Below are 16,643 nucleotides of genomic sequence, written 5' to 3' on the forward strand. Positions count from 1 at the left end.
GGGTTTAGCCTTCGATATCCCACACACTGATGTCGGCGGCATCGCCTTCCCCGCCCTCACGGCCATCGGCACCGTAGGAGTAGAGGTTATAGGGCTTCTCGGCACCGGGGCTGATGTACTGGTACTCGGAGCCCCAGGGGTCCTCGGGCACCGACTTCAGGTAGCCTTCCGGATTCCAGTTGCGGGGCTCGGGGCTGCCGCTAGGCTTGGAAACCAGCGCCTCGAGCCCCTGCTGGGTGGAGGGGTAGTGACCGTTGTCGAGCCGGTACAGGTCTAGGGCGTTGGCGATGTTCTTCATCTGGGTCTTGGCCACGGTGACCTTGGCCTGATCGCTGCGGCCCATGATATTCGGCGCCACGATCGCCACCAGCAGGCCCAGGATGACCATGACCACCATGATCTCGATCAGCGTAAAACCGCGCTGGCGGGTTTCCTGTTTCATCATGCTCTGACTCTCTTGTTGCATCGTTGATTGCTTGGTTGCGCTGGCCCGGCCTAACCCACCAGGTTACTCATGTTGAGGATGGGCAGCATGATCGCCAGCACGATAATCAGTACCACCACTCCCATCACCAGCAGCATCATCGGCTCGAACAGGCCCACGATGGCGGCGATCTTGGCCTGCAGGGTGTTCTCCTGCATCCGCGCCGTCCGCTCCAGCATGCTGTCCAGCTCGCCACTGGCCTCACCACTGGCAATCATGTGCAGCATCATGGGGGGAAAGTAGCCGGTCTGGTCCAGCGACCGGTGCAGACTGCCGCCCTCGCTGACACGCTGCGCGGCACCCCGGAGTTCCTGCCGCAGGTAGTCGTTGGACAGCACCTCGCCGGCAATACGCATGGCTTCCACCAGCGGCACACCACTGGTGGTCAGGATACTGAGGGTGCTGGCATAGCGCGCTGTGCTGACGCCCCGCACCATGCCCGAAAACAGCGGCATGTTCAGCAGCGCCCGGTGGAACCGCAGGCGGTTGGCGGGTTGGCGCAGCGCCAGCCGGAACAGCACCACGGCTGCGATGATGGCCAGCAACAGATAGACACCGTAATTGGCCAGAAATTCCGACATCGCCAGCATGACCTTGGTCAGCGCCGGCAACTCCTGGCCCTGCTTGAGAAACACCTCGATGATGTCGGGCACCACATAGGTCAGCAGGAACACCACGATGGCGATGGCCACCACGCTCAGGATGATGGGGTAAATCGCCGCCAGCTGGATTTTCTGCCGTGCCTCCTGGCGGGCCTCGGTGTAGTCAGCCAGGCGGTTCAGCACCAGGTCCAGGTGACCGGCGTGCTCGCCGGCCGCCACCGTGGAGCGGTACAGCCGCGGGAAGGCGCGGGGAAATTCCCCCAGGCTGTCCGCCAGGGTGTAGCCCTCCATGACCTTGGCCCGGATGGCGATCATCATGCCCTTGATGCGGGGTTTGTCGGATTGCTGGGCCGCCGCCGACAGGGCCTGTTCGATGGGAATGCCGGACTGGATCAGGGTGGCCAGCTGGCGCGTCACCAGCGCCAGATCCGCCGCCCCCAGACTGCCGCGGCTGCCCATGGGGCTGGCCTTGGAACGGCGCTCCACCGCCGGTTCCACCGCCAGCGGCGCCAGACCCTGTTCACGCAGCTGCTGGCGCACGGCGCGGGCACTGTCCGCCTCCAGCACGCCCTGTTTCTGCTTGCCCCGGGGGTCCAGGGCCTTGTAGTCAAATGCCGGCATTTACTGGCCCCGATGAGTCACTCTGAGTACTTCTTCCATGGTGGTGACCCCGTCCAGGATTTTCGCCACACCGTCGGCGTGAATGCTCGGGCCATGGGCCCGGGCCGCCTTCTCAAGCTCCAGCTCGCCGGCCCGCTTGTGGATCAGCGCGCTGATCTCCTCGTTGACCTGCACCACCTCGTAGATGCCCACCCGGCCCCGGTAACCCAACTGGTTGCAGGCGTCGCAGCCGCCGGCCCGGTAAATGATGGGCGGGTTCGCCGGGTCCTGCTGCAGGAACTGACACTGCTCCTCGGTGGGCCGGTAGGGAGTCTTGCAGTCCTCGCAGAGCACCCGTACCAGCCGCTGAGCCACGATGCCCACCAGGCTGGACGAGATCAGGAAGGGCTCGATGCCCATGTCCATCAGGCGGGTGATGGCGCCCACCGCGGTATTGGTGTGCAGGGTGGAGAGCACCAGGTGGCCGGTGAGACTGGCCTGGACCGCGATCTCGGCGGTTTCCAGATCGCGGATCTCACCGATCATCACCACGTCCGGGTCCTGGCGCAGGATGGCCCGCAGGCCCCGGGCGAAGGTCATGTCCACCTTGGGGTTGACCTGGGTCTGGCCGATGCCCGGCAGGTTGTATTCGATGGGGTCTTCCACCGTCAGGATATTGCGGCTGCGGTCGTTGATTTCCTGCAGCGAGGCATAGAGCGTGGTGGACTTACCGGAACCGGTGGGACCGGTCACCAGCAGGATGCCATAGGGCCGGTAGATCAGCTTGCGCAGCACCTTGAGGTCGTTGCCGGCCATGCCCAGGGACTCCAGCCGGATGCGGCCGGCCTGTTTGTCCAGCAGACGCAGCACGATACGCTCCCCGTTGGAGGACGGCATGGTGGACACCCGGATATCCACTTCCCGGCCGGCCACCCGCAGTGAGATACGGCCATCCTGGGGCACCCGCTTCTCGGCGATGTCCAGTTTCGCCATGACCTTGATGCGGGACACCAGCAGCGGCGCCAGGGCGCGCTTGGGCTGGACCACTTCCCGCAGCACACCGTCCACCCGGAAACGGACCACGAGGCGCTTCTCGTAGGTCTCGATGTGCACGTCGGAGGCATTGGTCTTGACCGCCTCGGTGAGGATCGCATTGATCAGGCGTATGATGGGGGCGTCGTCTTCCTGCTCCAGCAGATCCTCGGTCTCGGGCACCGAGTCCGCCAGGGAGGCCAGGTCCATGTCATCACCGATGCCCTCCACCATCTGCATGGCCTCGGTGGAGTCACTCTGGTAGGCCGCGTTCAGGGCTTCGTCGAAGGCGCCGGGGTCGATGGTGGCGAAGCGGGCGCGGCCACCGCTGATGCGATTGGCTTCCGCCAGCGCCGTGTGCTGCGCGCCGGGACGCACCAGCACCAGCGGCTGGCCCTGGTCGTCACGGGTCAGGATGACACCGTTGCGCTTGGCAAAGGTGAACGGCAATCGCCCCAGGGGCGCCTCCCGGGACGGAATTTCGGCTTCAGGGTTCAAGGTCTTCCTCGTCTGGTCACGACCGGCCGGTCTCATTATCCAAATCGTTTCAAGAGGCTACCACAGGATCGGAAAAAAAAGACCGCCTGGCCGGCATTTCTGGCCTGTTGGCGGCTCCTGCCACATTCTGCCCACGCAGGCGGATTATCATTCTCGCCCCGGGCCCCACTATACTCCCCCCAAACCTGTTACATTGATAGTCATCTTCCGTGTCGGACGCTTCAGGGAACAACATGTCGATCTTCACAGCCAGGCTGCCACTGATGGCGGCCATCCTGGTATCGCTGGCCATGGTGGGCAGCCTGACCTGGCAGGCCTACCGGCTCTGGTACGGTGACGCCTTGCGGATGGCGCCTGAGCCGGCGTCCCGGGCCGAACAGGCCCGCCAGCCCCAGCCCGCCACGCCCGACATCGACCTGGCCCGGGTCAACCTGTTCGGCCAGCCCGGCGCCCAGGCCGAGCCCGAAGCCGTGGACACCGAGAACCTGCCGGAAACCAACCTGCAGCTGACCCTGCGGGGGGTGCTGGCAGCCGAGGGTGACCAGCCCGCCAGCGCGCTGGTGGAGGACCCCCGGGGCCAGACCGAGGCCTACATGATCGGCGACGAGCTGCCCGGCGACGCCACCCTGCGCTCGGTGCATCCCAACCGGGTCATCATTGCCCGGGACGGCAAGCTGGAGAATCTCTACTTCCCTGAACTGGATGATGCCAGCGGTGTGTCCATCGCCGCCAATGACACCCGGGACCAGCCGGCCTACGAGCCGCCTCCCCAATCACAACCCGCCACAGGCGGCGGCACCGAGGCCACCGAGCAGCGCCGCGAGGAGATACGGCAGCGTCTTGACCAGCTTCGGGAGCGCCTGAGGCAGAACAGCAACTGAGGACCCGCCATGTCCGAGCGGTGCCGGCCTGCCAACGCTCGCATCGGATTCTTCGGCCTCGCCCTGGCCGCCTCCCTGGTGATGGCCATCGAGCTGGGCAGCCGCCTGCTGAATTACGTGGCGGAGGAATTTGGCGAACCCGCGCGCGAACGCCTCGAACAATGGCAGCGGCTCAAGAACATGGCGGCGGCCGCCGACCCGGAGCGCCAGCTCCGGCTGGTGAACTCCTTCTTCAACCGGGCCCGCTTCATCAACGACATCAAGCACTGGGGTGAAGAGGACTACTGGGCCACACCGGTGGAACTGCTGGCCACCAACGGCGGCGACTGCGAGGACTTCTCCATCGCCAAGTACCTGACCCTGATCGAAATGGGTGTGCCGGACGAGCAGTTGCGCATTACCTACGTCAAGGCTCTCACGCTCAACCAGGCCCACATGGTACTGGCCTGGTACCCCACCCCCGACGCCGATCCGCTGATCCTCGACAACCTGATCAACGACATCCAGCCCGCCTCCCAGCGCACCGACCTGGAACCGGTCTACAGTTTCAACGGCGAGGGTCTGTGGCAAAGCCGGTTCAAGGGCAAGGCGCCCCGCATTGGTGACCCTGACCGGCTGGACCACTGGGTCGACATGAACGAGCGTCTGGTGCAGAGCCTCGAGGAAGGCCGGCCCTGACTAGCCCCTCTGCGGTTGTTCCGCCGGCTTGATGCCCAGGCTGCGGCCCAGGCCGGAAGTGCGGATCACCCGGCGATCCACCGCCTGTTCCAGCACGCCGGCGTCCGGCACCAGCAGGCTGAACCAGTGCCGGGCCCGGGTGATGCCGGTGTACACCAGCTCCCGGGTCAGCACCGGGTTGATCCGGTCCGGCAGCACCAGGCAGGCATGGCTGAATTCCGAGCCCTGGGCCTTGTGCACTGTCATGGCGTAGACGGTCTCCACCGCCTGCAGGCGGGATGGCAGTACCCAGTGGATGCGGCCGGAACCATCGCCGCTGGCAAAGGCCACCCGCTGCACCAGCCGTCCGGGGTCGACCCGGGTCTCACCGCGCTCCCAGTGCCAGGCCGGCAGCTGGAGGTTGATCCCCACATCCCCGTTCATCAGCCCCAGACTGTAATCGTTGCGGGTGACCAGAACCGGCCGGCCCGGGTACCAGCCTTCCACCGCATCGATCAGACCCTCCTGATGGAGCGCGGCGGCAATGCTGCCGTTCAGCCCCTCCACCCCGAAAGGCCCGCGGCGCAGGGCGCAGAGCAGCTGGAACTGGCGCAGCGCCGCCAGCACGTCGGCGGCCCACCGGTCGTATTCCGCCAGCGGCGCCTCCGGCGCGGGCCGACCAGCGCCCATGAGGGTCAGGTAGTGCCGGTAGCCCACCGGTGGTGGAATCGGCTCACCGCCGGCGATCCGACCCTGGCCGCCGGCGGGGAACTGATCGGCGCCACCCGCCAGGCAATGCCGCGTCACTGCCCTGCCCGGCTCCCTGGCCGGCACCGCGACCCGGGCCAGGTCGGGGTAACCGGCGTGGAAAATCCCCGCCAGGGCCGCGCCGTTGGCACCCCGGTTGACGGCCTGGGCCAGCTGACCGATGCCGCTGGCCTCGTCGAACCGGTAGCTCTTGCGCAACAGCGTGATGGCCTGGTCTAGCTCGGTGGCCTCCGGGCGCACCAGGGCCCGGTCCAGCCGCTCGCCGGTGACGGCCTCCAGCCAGGCCAGGCTGGCGGGAGAATAGAAGCCCTCCCCGGCCCGCTGGCAGAGCTCCCCCAGGACCGCGCCGGCGTCTACCGAGGCCAGCTGGTCCTTGTCCCCCAGCAGGATCAGGCGGGCACCCGGCGGCAGCGCCTCCAGCACGTTGGCCATCATCTCGATGTCCACCATGGAGGCCTCGTCGATCACCAGGGTATCCACCACCAACGGGTTGTGACGGTGATGCCTAAAACGGCGGGATCCGGGCACCGACCGCAGCAGCCGGTGCAGAGTGGTCACTTCCCGGGGAATGGTGGCGCGCAGGGCCTCGCCGTCCCGCAGGTGGTCCAGGTCCAGGCTGGCCACCGCGCCGGCGATGGACTCATTGAGCCTGGCCGCGGCCTTGCCGGTGGGCGCCGCCAGCCGGATCCGCAGGGCCCGGCCGCTGCCCGCCCCATCCAATCCGGGGTTCAGTGCTACCGCCTGCAAGGCCGCCAGCAGCTTGACGACGGTGGTGGTCTTGCCGGTGCCGGGGCCGCCGGTGATGATGCCAAAGCCATGGCGGGCAGCGTTGGCGCAAGCGACTTTTTGCCAGTCCGTCTGCCCGTCGGTGGCCTCACCCCGAGCGGGAAAGAGCGCTCCAAGAGCCTGGCCAAGCGCCCGGGCCGGGGCCGCTCCGGCATCCTCCAGCGCCGGCAGGGGCCGCAGCCGCTGTCGGATCTGTTCGGCAATGGCACGCTCGTAGCGCCAGTAGCGGTGCAGGTAGAGCCGCAGGCCATCCCGCACCACCGGCGCGACGGTTTCGGTCTCGCCTTCATGGTCGGCGCTGGCCACCAGTAGGGGATGGTCCAGGGCCCGGCGCCAGCGCTCGGCATCGGTGCCCCTGAGCAGTTCCGAGGGCAGCAGGCCCCGCTCCGGCGAGGTCTCGTCTTCCGGCGGCAGCGACAGGGCCTCATCAAAGCCCGCCCGGGCCATCTGGTTAATGTCCAGACAGACATGGCCCCGGCCCAGCTGGTGGGAGGCCAGTGCCACCGCCATCAGCAGCAGCGGGTCCGCCGGCTGCCCGGCAGCTTCCGCCTCCTGCCCCAGGAAGCGCACCAGCGCCGCATCCAGCGCCCGCACCCAGCCCAGAGCCACCCAGCGCTCGATGATGGCGACCACATGGTCGCTGGTTGCGATTGTTTGCGCCGGCACGGGCGCGTCTGGCTCGTCGAACGGCAGACCCAGCTGACCCGGCTCCATGGGTTCGGTCATGCTCCGGTCTCCCCTGCCATGCGGTCAGACTGGCCCCGGAACAGCCTGTCCAGGGCCTCGATCATGGCCCGGTCCGGCCGGTCACAGTGAACACCGGCACTGGCGGCACCGTTGCCCCGCAGGAACAGATACACCGCGCCGCCGATGTGGCGGTCGTAGTCGTAGTCCGGCAGCCGTGTGCGCAGCAGCCGGTGCAGGGCCAGCAGGTAAAGCGCGTACTGCAGGTCGTAGCGCTTGTGGGCCACCACCTCCGCCATGGCCTCCGGGGTGTAGGCGGCATCGTCTGGGCCAATGAAATTGGACTTGTAGTCCGCCACGTAATAGCGGCCCTCGTGTTCGAACACCAGGTCGATAAAGCCCTTCAGCATGCCGTTCAGATTCATCGGGTCCGCCGCCGGGCGGGCCTGGGCCGCCGGCATACCCACCAGTGTGTAAGCCCTGACGATCCGGTCCAGGGCCTGGGTATCCACCTGGTCACTGGCGAACCAGAATTCCAGTTCCGGCACCGCCTGGGCGAGAGCCTGCAAGGCCACTTTGACGGCGCTGCCGTCCGGCTGCGGCGGCAGTGGCAGGGGTGTGGCCACCAGGTCGCTGAGCCAGTGGGTGAGCGGCCCGGCCCAGTGATCCCAGCCGCGGGCGGCACAGCGCTGGGCCACCATCTGGGACAGTTCCTGGCGGCGCTGGTCAAGGGTGTTGAACGCAGGCTCCGCGCACCACTCCAGCAGGCTGTGCAGGAAAGTGCCAGGCTCGGCCCCGCGAAAGAAGCCGTGGATGCGGCGTTCGTCCGGGTCCGGCCGGCGCTGGGGACGGCTCGGGGCCGCGGCAGGCTCGGCCTCTTCCCGCAGGCGTTCCGCCGCCGGCGTTTCGGGCTCGCCCGCGGTTACCGCCGGCTCCGCTTCCGGCTGGTGGTAGCGGATCGCCGAATAACTGGCGATCCACCACTGGGTACGGGCGATGCGCTCCGGCTCCCGGGCCGGCGCCAGTGGTGGCGAAGGCGGCGGCTGGTAGCGCTCGTTGGCAGGTTCGGGCAGCGGCTGCAGCAGCATCTCGGACCGGCCTTCCGCCAGCGCCGCCAGGCCCTCCCCCAGCTCCCGTTCCCGGTCCAGGCCCAAAAGATAACCCAGGCCGCTCTGGCGCTCCTCGCCCTTGAGCTCCGCCGCGCCCACCCAGGTGGCGTAGCGGGCCCGGGTCAGGGCCACGTACAGCTTGCGGATGTCCTCCCCGAGGCGCTCGCGGTCCGCCAGGGCCAGCGTGCTTTCATCGATATTGAAGCTCAGCTGCGCCCGGCCGTCGCTGTCGTGCCAGACCAGAGGCTGGTCCTTGCGGGTCAGGGGCCGGCAACTGGTGGCGAAGGGCAGGAACACCAATGGATACTCCAGGCCCTTGGACTTATGCACCGTCACCACCTGCACCAGATCGGCATCGCTCTCCAGGCGCACCTGCAGGGCTTCCGACTGCCCGCCGGCCTGGTCAATCATCTCCGCCAGGCGCCGGATCAGGGCCTGTTCGCCGTCCACCTGCTGGCTCTCCTGCTGCAGCAGTTCCGCCACATGCAGGATATCCGTCAGCGCCCGTTCGCCCTCGTCAGTGGCCAGCAGGCGCGCCGGCACCTGGAAGTCGCTCAGCAACCGGCGGATCATGGCCAGCACACCCTGGCGCTGCCAGATTTCATGCAGGCGCCGGAAATGCTCGATCTCCGCCTCCCAGGCCAGCTCGTTCCAGCGAAGTCCGTCCAGCCGGGCCCAGCCCAGATCCAGCGTGGCGGTCGCCAGAGCTGCCCGCACCAGGCGGTCCCGCTCGGGCTCGGCACAGGCCTGCAGCCAGTGCCGCACGTCCACGGCTTGCGGCGTGTCCAGCACCGAGGAGCGGTCGGACAGGTAGACGCTCCTGACGCCCCGGGCACTCAGGGCCGAGCGCACCAGGCGGGCCTCGGCGCCCTTGTTCACCAGTATGGCCACATCCGCGGCCTGCAGCGGCCGCAACACGCCGCCTTCCATGAAGCCGGCCTGGCCGGCCAGCCCCAGGTTCAGCAGCCGGGTCACTTCGGTGGCGCAGGCTTCCGCCAGGGCCTGGTTGACCTCGTCCTTGTTGGCCTTGCCAGCGCGGTGCCACAGGGTCATGGCGGCCGGCTCGCGGCCCTCGACGATGAACCGGTCACCGCGGCCCTTGGCGCTCACCGGTGTGAAGGGCAGCGGATTGCCCTTTCCCGCCTCGGCAAAGCCGAAGGCGCCGCCCGGCTTCTCGGCCTCGGCGTAGGCAAACACCCGGTTGCTGGCGTCCACCTGCGCGCTGGAGGAACGGTAGTTGCGGGGCAAGGTGACGTGACGGCCCTCGGTGGCCCGCCGCGCCGCCAGGTAGGTGTGGATGTCGGCCCCGCGGAAGCGATAGATGGCCTGCTTGGGGTCGCCGATCATTAAGAAGCCCAGGTGCCGGTGGCTGGCGGCCACGTCGTAGACCGCATCGAATATGCGGTACTGCACCGGGTCGGTGTCCTGGAACTCGTCCACCATCGCCACCGGAAACTGCTGGCGAATGGTGGCGGCCAGCCGGCCGCTGTCGTCCTGTTGCAGGGCCCGGTCGAGGCGGGTCAGCAAGTCGTCAAAGCCCAGCTCGCCTCTTTGCTGCTTCTCCCGCTCCAGGCGGGCCGAGATCCAGTGGCAGGCGTGCAGCTTCAGAAGTTCCGGCGGCACTGCCTTGTCACGGTCCTGCGCCAGCAGCTGAAGGGACCGGATCAGACCGTGGTCGGTGGGAGCCGGTGATGTCTTCCAGGCTTCCTCGAGGCCCTCCGGTGACAGGCGATTCCAGGCGGCGTCTGTCAGCTCGGGGTAATGCAGGCCCTCGCTCCCGGCCCACTCCAGCAGCTTATCCAGCCAGCCTTGAAGGTTCGGCGCCTTGAGTTTCTGGCCGTTCACCGCCTTCTGCGCCCGGGCCTGTTCGAACACCGCCATGAAATCCCCGACCTGGTTTGGCAGGTGCCGGCGCAGGGCATCGAACAGGGCCCGGCGCTCAGCGACCACCTCTGATAACAGGGCCTCCGGTGGCGTGGCTGAGGCCGGCAGTGGCGCCTGCAGCGCCATAAGCTCCCGAACAGATTTCTGCAGGTCTTCCGGAGAGCCGATGGCCGCCAGGTATTCCGCGGCGGTATCGGCATCCAGCCTGGTAACGTAGGTACGCCAGTAATCCCGCACCACCTGGGCCATCAGCTCGCTCTGGTCGGTCTCCAGCGCCTGGTTGAAGAGGCCGCCGCTGTCGAAGGCATGCTCCTTTAGCATCCGGTTGCACCAGCCATGGATGGTGTGCACCGCAGCCTCGTCCATGGATTCGGCGGCCAGCTGCAGCCAGCGGGCGCAGCTTCGCCACTGCTCCGGTGGGTAGCTCGCCCGCAGGGCCTCCAACGGCCCTTCCGCCGCTGCCGTATCCGTCACATGGGGCGGGTCCGCCAGGAAGACTCCCGCCGCCTCGGTCAGGCGTTTGCGGATGCGGTCCCGCAGCTCCTTGGTGGCCGCTTCGGTGAAGGTCACCACCAGAATCTCCCGGGGCGTCAGCCGGCGCCCGGCCTCGGCCACCTCGCCGTGAGCCAGCACCAGGCGCACATAGAGCAGCGCGATGGTAAACGTCTTGCCGGTGCCGGCACTGGCCTCGATCAGGCGGCTGCCATGCAGGGGAAAGGTCAGTGGGTCCAGTTCATTGGCGCGGTGGCCATGTTCAGTCATCGCCACCCTCCTCCGGCTCCACCTGCTTGACGTTGCGCCACAACGGCAGGTAAAGGCGCTCCGCCCATTGCTTCAAGCCACCGTCGGCCCAGAGGCTGTCAAAATCGGCGAAGGCTCGGCCCAGGGCCGGGGACTGATCCCGCTCACCGGTTATCTCATAGCCCCCCTCGTAGGCTGACCGTGCATCCCGCAAGGCCTTATCCGGCTCCCCCGCTTCGGCCCAGGACAGCCAGGCGAAGGCGGTTTTCGGGGCCAGCGGCAGCGGCTGCGCCAGGGCCTCCAACCAGGCACTCATTAGTTCCTGCAGCAGGGTTCGGGCCTCCTCCGGCGGTACCGGGCGCAGGGTCACATCGCCGGCCTTGCTCAGCAGGAAGCTGGTCATCGGCCCATGGCCGAGGCTGTTGGCCGCCAGGTGCTGGACCCAGGGGGCCAGGCAGTGGGGCCAGTTGTAGCGGTTGCCGGAGGTGGTGAGGTTGCTGCTGATCAGCTCGATCCGGGCCAGAGCCCCATCGCTGGAACGGCGCAAGCCTGCCAGCCAGTCCTCCAGCATCACGCGGTGGGGCCCCTGCTCCAGCTCAAGGCTCAGCCGCTGCAGGTCCAGCAGCTCCCCGAATTGCTGGCAATGGGCGTGGTAACGCCCGGCCAGGGTGTCCAGGTCCTGGGTCAGGCGCAGCCGTTGCAGTTCACCCAGCCCGCCCTGGGCCAGGTCACCCCGGCGGGCCTGGCGGGCGGTATGGGCCCGCAGGTGGCTATCCAGGTCCGCCTCGGGCTCGGTCCGCGCCACCACCTGCTGCACCAGTTCATCGGTGAGGGCCCAGTGGCCCAGGCCATCCAGCACAAAGGGCTCGTCGTCCTCGCTGGTCATGCCCAGCTCGTCGAATCGGACGCCCAGACGCTGCTGCAGGAAGATCTCCACCGGACGCTTCAACAAGCGGGCGAGATCCGCCAGCGCCAGGGGCTCCCGCAGAAAGTCCTCGGGCAGCTCGGCCAGGGCATCGCTGGCGTCGGAGGTTTCCCCATCGAGGGTCTGACGCCACTCCCGGGCGTAGGTGAACAGCCCGTCATGGCCGTCGCCATCAAAATAGGCCCGGCTGAACGGCTGCAGCGGGTGCTCCAGGGTCAGGCGCTCGGCAATGGCGGGGCCATCGCCAACAGTGGGCCGGATTGCGTTCAGGTGATCCTGCAACTGGGCCACCAGCACCGACGGCGGGCGCTCAGAATTGTCATTAATATTGCGCCCTACCCAGCTGATATAATGCTGTTTTCTGGCGGACAACAATGCCTCCAGGAAGAGGTAGCGGTCGTCCTCCCGGCGGGAGCGGTCACCTGGCCGGTAATCGCCGGCCATCAGGTCGAAATCCATCGGCGGCTGGCTGCGGGGGTAGTCACCGTCGTTCATCCCCAGCAGACAGATGCGCTGGAACGGGATGGCCCGCATCGGCATCAGGGTGGCGAAGTTGACCTTACCCGCCAGGAAGCGCTGGCTCAGACCGCCCTGCTCCAGGCCCTCGAGCCAGACTTCCCGCACCACCGCCAGCGGCAGGGTGGTGTCCGCCAGGCCGGCATCCTCACAGGCCAGCAGCCAGTCCGCCACCACCTGCTCCAGGCGGCTGAACACCAGGCTGCCGTCGTCCTCCAGGTCGGCGAAGAAATCCGCCCGCAGCTCGCTCAGCATCCGTGCCCATTCCGCCGGCACGCGGCGTTCCGAGAGCTGGCGCCAGTAGACCTCCAGTTGCCGCACCACCGCCTCCAGCTGGCCCGCCAGGCGGCTTTCCAGACCGCCCACCTCGTCGTAGGGCTCGATGTCCCGCCAGGGTCCGGCATCCCCCAGGGCGTAGCCCAGCAGCATGCGCCGGATGCCGAACCACCAGGTGTTCTGGCTCAGCCCGTCCGGCAGGTCCAGGGCCTGGCGCTGCTCGGCATTGAGCCCCCAGCGGATGTTGGCACCCTGAATCCAGTCGTGAAGCTGGGGCAGATCCGCCGCCGTCAGGCCGAACCGGGCCCGCACCGCCGGCACCTCCAGCAGGTCCAACAGGTCACTGACCGCCAGCCGGGATTCCGGCAGCGCCAGCAGTTTCTCTAGCGCCACCAGCACCGGTACGCGATGACGCTGGCCCTGGTCGGAGATGGTGAAGGGAATGTAGCGCTCATCGTCGGCGTCGATCTGGCCGAACACCGCCTGGATGTGGGGCGCGTAGCTGTTGATATCCGGCACCATGACGATAACGTCCTGCGGGGTCAGCTCCGGGTCGGCACTGAAGGCCGCCAGCAGCTGGTCGTGGAGGATCTCCACCTCCCGCTGGGGGCTGTGGGCGGTGTGGAACACCAGGGAGTCGTCGTCCGCCTCCGGGCCCTGGGGTACACAGGCGTCCGCCACCGGCCGCAACGACAGGATGTCGTCCTGCAGGCTTTGCAGCAGCGTGGCCGGGCCCTGCGCCGGGCGGGGCGATTCGAACAGGTCGATGCGGTCGAACCAGTGCCGGTAGATGGTCTGGTCGTCGTAGTGGTCCAGCAGCCGGATGTAATCCCGGCCCTGCTTGCCCCAGGCCGCCAGCAACGGCTGGGCGTGCAGGTGCAGGTTGCCGTCGTCCAGGCTGGCGGGCATGCCGTCACGGACCCTGCCGCGGCGGTTGACTGCCCGCAGCAGTTCGCGGTCTTCGACGATGTCCGCCCAGTAGAACTGGCAGGGGTTGTGAACGCAGAGCAGTACCTGGGCGCACTGGCCCAGCCGGCTCAGCACCTCCAGGGTCTGCTGCGGCAGGGAGGACACGCCAAACACGATCACCCGGCGCGGCAAGGCGGCGGGCCGGTTGGCGGCGCTCAGCTCCCCGGTCTGGGCCATGAAGCGGGTGTGGATGGCGGCGCGGCTGGCCTGGTCGGGACCGGCGCCGATGTCCTGCTCCAGCCGACGCCAGAGTTCCGGCTGCCAGCGCTGGGCCTCGGGGATCGCCTGGGCAGCCTGACCCCGCACCGTGATGACGTCACGGCCCTGGCGCCAGTCGTCCAGCCAGTCGGCCCGGTAGACCTGGTACTGGTCGAACAGGTCGGCAACGCGCTCGGCCAGCTGGTAAAGCCTCCGGTCCGCCTGTTCACCGGCCAGGAACCGTTCCAGTGGCGCAAACACCGACTCATGGCAGATTTCCGGCAGCAGCCGCATCAGGCGCCAGGTCAGGCGTTCCTTGTCGTAGGGGGACTGGCGCGCCACCGCGGATTCGCCCAGGGCATCGCGATAGACCTGCCAGAGAAAGCGGGACGGCAGCAGGAAGGACATACCGGCGGCGATGCCCAGGCCCGCCAGCTCCGGATCGTCGTCGTCACGGGCCAGGGCCAGCTTGAGCCATTGGGCAATGCCGTTGGAGTGCACCAGGAATACTTCCCGCTCTAGCGGCGCCAGGGGAAAGCGGCGCACCACCTCCACCGTCAGGGCCCGGAGATCCTCCAGCCGGTTGGCGTGAATCACCTGCAAACCGGTGGGCGGTGGCGTCGATCTGGCGCTGCTGGCGCCGGCTGTTGCACTGGATTGGCCTGCGGCCATGGTCTCTCCCGTCCCTGCTGATCCGCAAGAATACCTCGACTTTCAGGCACATCCAATGCTTGCGGGGAAAGGCTCACGGCATCAGGAAAGCAGGGACCATATCCGGGTCACCGTGCGGTTTTGGCGCCGGGCACGCTCAGGGTGACGCAACAGCCGCCATCCGGGCCCGGTGACAGCGTCAGCTCGCCATCCACAAAACGGGCCCGCTCCCGCATCGAGCGGATGCCCAGGCCGCCGGGCTGGCTTTCCTGCAGGCCGCCGCCGTTATCGCAGATGGCCAGGCTGAACCCCTCGCCTTCCCGCTCCAGCCGGATCGTCACCCGGTTGGCACCGGCATGCCGGGCGACATTGTTCAGCGCTTCCTGAAGAATGCGGTAGACGTGGGTGCTGGCTTCCTCGGACAGCTCCGGCAGGCCGGCGTCCAGCTCCGCCACCACCTGGATGCCGGTGGCCCGGCTCCAGTTTTCCGCCAGGTCCTGCAGCGCCGAGGTCAGACCCAATTGCTTGAGCACCACCGGATGCAGATCCCGGATCAGCCTGCGAAAACCCTTGTGCATGGCCTCGCAGTTGGCCGCGATCTCGTTCGCCACCCGGGACACCGGCGCCGGCAGTTGCGGGGATTCGCTGATCAGGTAGGCCTGGGCCTGCATGCCGGTCAGGTACTGGCCCAGATCGTCATGTAGCTCACGGGCCAGGTGCGCCCTTTCGGCCTCCTGCACTTCCAGCAGGGTCCGGGTCAGGCGCCGGTTGTCCACCTCCACCGCCTCCAGGGTGGCGGCCATCCGGTTGAAGTGGGCAGAGAGCTGATTGAGCTCGCGAATGGAGTAGTCTCCCAGCCGGGCCTGGTAGTGGCCCTTGCCGATTGAATCCAGGGCCCAGAGGAAACGGGCAATGGGTCGTGTGCCCTGCCTCACCCCCAGGGTGATGGCCAGCAGCGACAGCACCGCCGCGCCCACAAACAGCGTGACACTGCTGAGAAAGCTCTCCCACACCTCCTCCAGTTCATCACTGACATCCGCCCGCACCCGCAAGGCGCGGCCGTCCTCCAGATAGCGCACGTACTGGCTGCTGGCGAGCCGGTCAAGGCCCGGCACCAGGCGATAGAACCAGAGCGGCACATCCCCGGGCTCCGGGATGCGGCCCATCATCAGGCTGAAGGGCAACTGCTCCACGTCCTCTATGACTTCCAGGTCCACATGGCGGATGTCCCGCTGCAGCAGAGTGGCCACCAGATCCGGCTCGCCGGCGGCCGCGGCCATCAGTTCGTAGGTGTCATCGATGGCGACGGTCACCTCCCGCTCGATGTCCCGGGCCGCCTGCTGCAGGGTAAAGTAGGTGGTTACGCCAAGCGCCAGGAGGAACAGCAGCGCCACCACCAGATTGAGGCGGACCACCGCGGTCATCGGCTGCTGTCTTCCCTGGGCCGGTCGGACCAGACCTGGATGACGCCGGCGTCGATGGCCAGGTGCACCAGCCGGCCGATGGACGACACCTGCAGTTTGGACTTGATGGACGCAACGTAGTTGGAGACCGTCTTACTGCCGATATCCAGGCTCTGGCCGATCTCCTCCGGCCCCTCACCCCGGGCCAGCATCACGAACACCTCGAACTCTTTCTGGGTCAGGGATTTGAGTCGCTCGTCCACCGAGCCGGCCTGGTTCAGGCCCACCCGCATCACCAGATCGTACTCGATGAAAGGCTCACCCCGGGCCACCTTGGCCACCGCCTCGACCAGGGTCTTGGGCGGCCCGGACTTGGTGATGTACCCCAGCCCACCGGCGGCCAGCGCCTGCTTGACCACCTGGGACTCGTCGTACATGGAGAAAAACAGAATCCGCGCCTCCGGATCCCCCTGCAGAATGCGCTGGGCCGCCTCGATACCGCTGATCCCCGGCAGCCCGATGTCCAGGATCGCCAGGTCCGGCCGCTCCGAAGCATAGAGCGCACAGGCCCCCTCACCGGAGTCCGCCTCAATAATGTCACAGGGAGAAAACTTGGCGTGCAGTAGACTGGCATAGCCCTGCCGCACCACCGAATGGTCGTCTGCAATGAGTATCTTCATGGAAATCCCGACGCCAGATTGTGCTTTATTGTGGCCTGAATGCGGGGCTTGGGACATGGTACGAAAGTGCTGGCTTTACTACCCCTGATCGTACTCCCGCACCAGCTCATGCAAAAAAAACAGGCCGGCGGAGCTCAGGAACATAGGAAATTTTGCGCCATTCTAGACCACCCGGAGACCTTTTCCGAAGCCGTTAAGGGCTAAGCAGATTCCCACATCGCACACGACGATAAACTCAAGTGCTTTTATGTGCGTAGTGTTCATTGGGCAGCAAATTCACCGCGACTCGTTAACACGAC

10 protein-coding genes are annotated in these 16,643 nt (G+C 67.2%); 2 read left to right on the plus strand and 8 right to left on the minus strand.

What is annotated here, in order from left to right; translation table 11 throughout:
* Positions 1-4: 4 nt before the first annotated feature.
* Genes gspG through gspE form a run of 3 tightly spaced genes read right to left on the minus strand, consistent with a single transcriptional unit; the run spans position 5 to position 3,216 of the window.
* Positions 5-445, minus strand: a complete 441-nt coding sequence (gene gspG / locus R3280_RS08020) for a type II secretion system major pseudopilin GspG (RefSeq protein WP_413468755.1) — start codon at positions 443-445, stop codon at positions 5-7.
* 50 nt (positions 446-495) lie between these two features.
* Complete coding sequence (gene gspF, locus R3280_RS08025; protein WP_318998073.1) at positions 496-1,707, minus strand: type II secretion system inner membrane protein GspF; 1,212 nt, start codon at positions 1,705-1,707, stop codon at positions 496-498.
* On the minus strand, positions 1,708-3,216 hold the full coding sequence (gspE, locus tag R3280_RS08030) for a type II secretion system ATPase GspE (protein WP_413468756.1): 1,509 nt from the start codon (positions 3,214-3,216) through the stop codon (positions 1,708-1,710).
* A 233-nt stretch (positions 3,217-3,449) separates the two neighbouring features.
* Here gspE and R3280_RS08035 point away from each other — a divergent pair, with 233 nt between their 5' ends.
* Together R3280_RS08035 and R3280_RS08040 are read left to right on the plus strand one after the other, a co-directional pair.
* The gene (locus R3280_RS08035) at positions 3,450-4,097 is read left to right on the plus strand and encodes a type II secretion system protein N (protein ID WP_318998075.1); all 648 of its coding nucleotides are present in this window, start codon (positions 3,450-3,452) and stop codon (positions 4,095-4,097) included.
* 9 nt (positions 4,098-4,106) lie between these two features.
* Entirely contained in the window at positions 4,107-4,775 is a 669-nt protein-coding gene (locus tag R3280_RS08040; protein ID WP_413468757.1) for a transglutaminase-like cysteine peptidase, read from the plus strand.
* Here the strand turns inward: R3280_RS08040 and recD are convergent, their stop codons facing one another.
* The 5 genes from recD to R3280_RS08065 all read right to left on the minus strand — a co-directional run bounded on the left by recD (position 4,776) and on the right by R3280_RS08065 (position 16,344).
* Entirely contained in the window at positions 4,776-7,034 is a 2,259-nt protein-coding gene (gene recD / locus R3280_RS08045; protein ID WP_318998076.1) for an exodeoxyribonuclease V subunit alpha, read from the minus strand.
* Positions 7,031-10,747, minus strand: a complete 3,717-nt coding sequence (gene recB / locus R3280_RS08050) for an exodeoxyribonuclease V subunit beta (protein ID WP_318998077.1) — start codon at positions 10,745-10,747, stop codon at positions 7,031-7,033. Before recB ends, recD begins: the two co-directional genes overlap by 4 nt.
* On the minus strand, positions 10,740-14,282 hold the full coding sequence (gene recC, locus R3280_RS08055; RefSeq protein WP_318998078.1) for an exodeoxyribonuclease V subunit gamma: 3,543 nt from the start codon (positions 14,280-14,282) through the stop codon (positions 10,740-10,742). The genes recB and recC overlap by 8 nt, the downstream gene beginning before the upstream one ends.
* Before the next feature lie 107 nt (positions 14,283-14,389).
* Entirely contained in the window at positions 14,390-15,685 is a 1,296-nt protein-coding gene (locus R3280_RS08060) for a sensor histidine kinase (protein ID WP_318998079.1), read from the minus strand.
* Positions 15,682-16,344 carry a response regulator transcription factor gene (locus tag R3280_RS08065; protein WP_318998080.1) on the minus strand — a complete coding sequence of 221 codons (663 nt, stop codon included), beginning with the start codon at positions 16,342-16,344 and terminating at the stop codon, positions 15,682-15,684. The genes R3280_RS08060 and R3280_RS08065 overlap by 4 nt, the downstream gene beginning before the upstream one ends.
* Positions 16,345-16,643: the final 299 nt, after the last annotated feature.

Source organism: Marinobacter sp. (genome assembly GCF_033722195.1).
Classification (GTDB): domain Bacteria; phylum Pseudomonadota; class Gammaproteobacteria; order Pseudomonadales; family Oleiphilaceae; genus Marinobacter.